We start from the raw sequence: 4,148 nt of genomic DNA, 5'->3' as shown, positions 1-4,148 counted from the left end.
CGGGGGGGTGTGCGGGCCCGCGCGGGGGGGGGGGGGGGGGGGGGGGGTCGGGGCGCACACCCCCGGGCGCCGCCCGGGCGGCGGGCCCGGCGGCGTCATGGGGTTTCCCTGCCCGAGCGAGGCCGAGAACCCGGGGGAGCGTGCATGGCGGCGCCGGGCAGGCGGGGATGCGACGACAGGGCTCAGGCCCGCGACCGGTGTGCCACGTAGGCCAGGGTCCCCAGCAGCAGTCGCGCGGCGGGCGGCTTCGACACCGAGTCCAGGGCGGGCGGCCGCAGCCAGCGCACCGGTCCCAGCCCGCCCCGGTCGGACGGGGGCGCCGTGATGTACGCACCGGGGCCGAGGCCGCGCAGATCGAGGGACGACGGGTCGTCCCAGCCCATGCGGTAGAGCAGTGCCGGCAATTCGGCGGCGGCGCCCGGGGCGACGAGGAAGTGGGCGCGGCCGTCGGGGGTCGCGGTCACCGGGCCGAGCGGAAGGCCCATGCGTTCCAGCCGGACCAGGGCGTGGCGCCCGGCGGGCTCGGCGACCTCGATGACATCGAACGCGCGCCCGACCGGCAGCATCACCGAGGCGCCGGGGAACTCGCCCCAGGCTTTGGTGACCTCGTCGAGCGTCGATCTCGCGGAGACCTGGGGCGCGAATTCCAACGGATGCGCGCCCGGCGCGCGGCAGTCCGCCCGGCCGCACGAACATGCGCCCGCCGCGGCGCGTGCGCCCGGCACCACGTCCCAGCCCCAGAGCCCGGTGAACTCGGCGACGGCGGTGCACTCCGACGAACGGCCGCGCCGACGCGTGCCGGAGCGGATCTCGCGAATGCCGCCGATCGTGAAGCCCATACCCCCTCCAACGGGTCCAGCGCGCCGGTGGTTACGCCACGGAACGAAACGGAAGCGGAAGGTGACTCTCTGTCGCCGCCGGGGCCTGCGCTCGCAGGGTGTGTGCAGCGCCCCGAGGTGACTCCGGTGGTGCACCCGGCTGTGTGCGCCCCCGAGTGCACCGCTGCATCCACTCGTGACCGTCCTATGTCAAGTGAATCGCGCCTGGCCGACCGCGAGTTCATTCGAAGGGGTGGCGAATGGTGGCGTTTCCGGGATCGCCATGGCTGGACCCGTGATCGTAGGATTACTTTGAGTGCACGAGGCCTGGGGGCACATGCTCTCGTGGGTATGCCGGAGGCAAGTCGGCATCCCGTTCGAAGGGTGAGAACTACCGGACGGGCGGCCGTATTTACCGGCATTCTGATAGGGCTTGGCGCACTCGGCGACAAGTGGTCTCAGGGATGGGGGCGTTCCAGTGGGCGGCAACGGCGGTGGCGGGACGAACGCTGACAAGCGCCCCAATGAGCTGCTCGGCTCGTGGTTCGTGCGCAGTGGCTGGTCCAAGGGCGAGCTCGCCCGCCAAGTGAACCGCCGCGCCCGCCAGTTGGGCGCCAACCACATCTCCACGGACACCTCGCGGGTGCGGCGCTGGCTGGACGGGGAGAACCCGCGCGAGCCGATCCCCAGGATCCTCTCCGAGCTGTTCTCCGAGCGGTTCGGCTGCGTGGTGTCGGTCGAGGACCTCGGTCTGCGGGCGGCCCGGCAGTCACCCTCCGCGTCCGGTGTCGACCTGCCCTGGACGGGCCCGCAGGCGGTGGCCCTGCTCAGCGAGTTCTCGCGCAGCGACCTGATGCTGGCGCGGCGCGGCTTCCTCGGGACCTCGCTCGCCCTGGCCGCGGGGCCGTCCCTCATCGAACCGATGCAGCGCTGGCTCGTCCCCGCTCCCTCGGGGCCGCTCCCGCAGCCCGAGCCGGAGCCGTTCGCGGAGTCCCGCCGGCCGGGGCGGCTCTCCAAGCCCGAGCTGGACCTGCTGGAGTCCACCACCGTGATGTTCCGGCAGTGGGACGCCCAGTGCGGCGGCGGCCTGCGCCGCAAGGCCGTCGTCGGCCAGCTGCACGAGGTCACCGATCTGCTCCAGGAGCCCCAGCCCGAGGCCACCACCAGGAAACTCTTCAAGGTCGCCGCCGAACTCGCCGAACTGGCGGGCTGGATGAGCTACGACGTAGGACTCCAGCCCACCGCGCAGAAGTACTTCGTCCTCGCCCTGCACGCCGCCAAGGAAGCGGGCGACAGGCCGCTCGGTTCGTACATCCTGTCCAGCATGAGCCGCCAGATGATCCACCTCGGCCGGCCCGACGACGCCCTGGAACTGGTCCACCTCGCGCAGTACGGCAGCCGCGACTGCGCGAGCCCGCGCACCCAGTCCATGCTGTATGCGATGGAGGCCCGCGCCTACGCCAACATGGGCCAGCCCGGCAAGTGCAAGCGGGCGGTCCGGATGGCCGAGGACACCTTCGCCGAGGCCCACGAGTGGGACGAGCCGGACCCCGACTGGATCCGCTTCTTCTCCGAGGCCGAGCTGTACGGGGAGAACTCCCACTCGTTCCGCGACCTCGCCTATGTCGCCGGCCGCAGCCCCACCTACGCCTCCCTGGCCGAGCCCCTGATGCGGCAGGCCGTGGAGAAGTTCGCCAAGGACGCCGAGCACCAGCGGTCGTACGCACTGAACCTCATCGGCATGGCCACCGTGCACCTGCTGCGCCGCGAGCCCGAGCAGAGCACGGAGTACGCCTCGCGGGCCATGGGCATCGCCAAGAAGGTCCGCTCCGAGCGGGTGAACACCCGTATCCGAAAGACCGTCGACGCGGCCGTACGCGACTTCGGCGACCTGGCCGAGGTCGTCGACCTCACGGAACAGCTCGTCGTGAACCTCCCCGAGACCGCCGAGGCGGTCTGAGCCCCGGAAAGCACAGCAGCAGAGCCACACCAGCCCCGGCCGCGGCCGGCCCTCCCGAACTGTCCGACTCGGCTCCCCCACGCCAGGTCATCGGAAGGCCCGCCGCGGCCGGTTCTTTTCCTTCGTGGAAGGTTGCGCCACGATAACGATCCCGTGGTCGGACATCTCGCAATTCATCGACGCGTAACACGCAGGGCGTCTTCGTCACCCCGGCGAAACAACGAGGGGCTTCCACCGAAACGGCGCTGCGCCAATCTCATGGCGCATAACCGGCCCACCCCCCGCTAGACCGGACCGCTCTCAGGCTTCGCCCGCACGGGGCCGTACCAACCGACGAGGAGACGCCGATGGCACCAGCCATCACGCTTGCCGCGGAGGCACCCAAGCTGTCCTCCGCGAACACAGGCTTCATGCTCATCTGTTCCGCCCTGGTGCTGATCATGACCCCGGGCCTGGCCTTCTTCTACGGAGGCATGGTCCGCGTCAAGAGCACCCTCAACATGCTGATGATGAGCTTCATCAGTATGGGCATCGTCACCATTCTGTGGGTGCTCTACGGCTTCTCCCTCGCCTTCGGCACGAACAACAGCCTCATCGGCTGGAACTCCGACTGGTTCGGCCTCAGCAACATCGGGCTGACGCAGCTCTGGGACGGCTACAACATCCCGATCTTCGTCTTCATGGTCTTCCAGATGATGTTCGCCATCATCACCCCGGCCCTGATAAGCGGCGCCCTCGCGGACCGCGTCAAGTTCTCGGCGTGGTCGCTCTTCATCGCCCTGTGGGCCACGATCGTCTACGTCCCGGTCGCCCACTGGGTCTGGGGTGCCGACGGCTGGGCCTACAAGCTCGGTGTGATCGACTTCGCGGGTGGTACGGCGGTCCACATCAACGCGGGTGCCGCGGCCCTCGGCGTGATCCTGGTCATCGGCAAGCGCGTCGGCTTCAAGAAGGACCCGATGCGTCCGCACAGCCTCCCCCTGGTCATGCTCGGCGCGGGGCTCCTGTGGTTCGGCTGGTTCGGCTTCAACGCGGGCTCCTGGCTCGGCAACGACGACGGCGTCGGCGCGCTGATGTTCGTCAACACCCAGGTCGCCACCGCCGCCGCCATGCTGGCCTGGCTCGCCTACGAGAAGATCCGGCACGGCGCGTTCACCACGCTGGGCGCCGCCTCCGGCGCGGTCGCCGGCCTGGTCGCGATCACCCCCTCCGGTGGCGCGGTCTCCCCGCTCGGCGCGATCGCCGTCGGCGCCATCGCCGGCGTCGCCTGTGCCGCCGCCGTCGGCCTGAAGTTCAAGTTCGGTTACGACGACTCGCTCGACGTCGTCGGCGTCCACATGGTCGGCGGAATCATCGGCTCCCTGCTCATC

General features: G+C 70.3%; 3 protein-coding genes. 2 read left to right on the top strand and 1 reads right to left on the bottom strand.

All coding sequences use genetic code 11. The annotated features are described in order from the left end of the window. Nucleotides 1-182: 182 nt before the first annotated feature. On the bottom strand, nt 183-839 hold the full coding sequence (locus ACFW2E_RS42660; RefSeq protein ID WP_384476301.1) for a bifunctional DNA primase/polymerase: 657 nt from the start codon (nt 837-839) through the stop codon (nt 183-185). A 457-nt stretch (nt 840-1,296) separates the two neighbouring features. On the opposite strand from ACFW2E_RS42660, the gene ACFW2E_RS42655 reads away from it, so the two are divergent. Continuing rightward, nucleotides 1,297-2,778: a hypothetical protein gene (locus tag ACFW2E_RS42655; protein ID WP_384476297.1), complete on the top strand. Its 1,482-nt coding sequence runs from the start codon at nt 1,297-1,299 to the stop codon at nt 2,776-2,778. A gap of 347 nt (nt 2,779-3,125) precedes the next feature. Continuing rightward, nucleotides 3,126-4,148: ammonium transporter (locus tag ACFW2E_RS42650; protein ID WP_384476295.1), on the top strand; the 1,023-nt coding region annotated here is incomplete at its 3' end.

The sequence above is a fragment of the Streptomyces sp. NPDC058964 genome (assembly GCF_042741275.1).
GTDB lineage: Bacteria > Actinomycetota > Actinomycetes > Streptomycetales > Streptomycetaceae > Streptomyces.
Note: the sequence above shows the minus strand (reverse complement) of the source record. Positions and strands in the feature narration are given on the sequence as shown.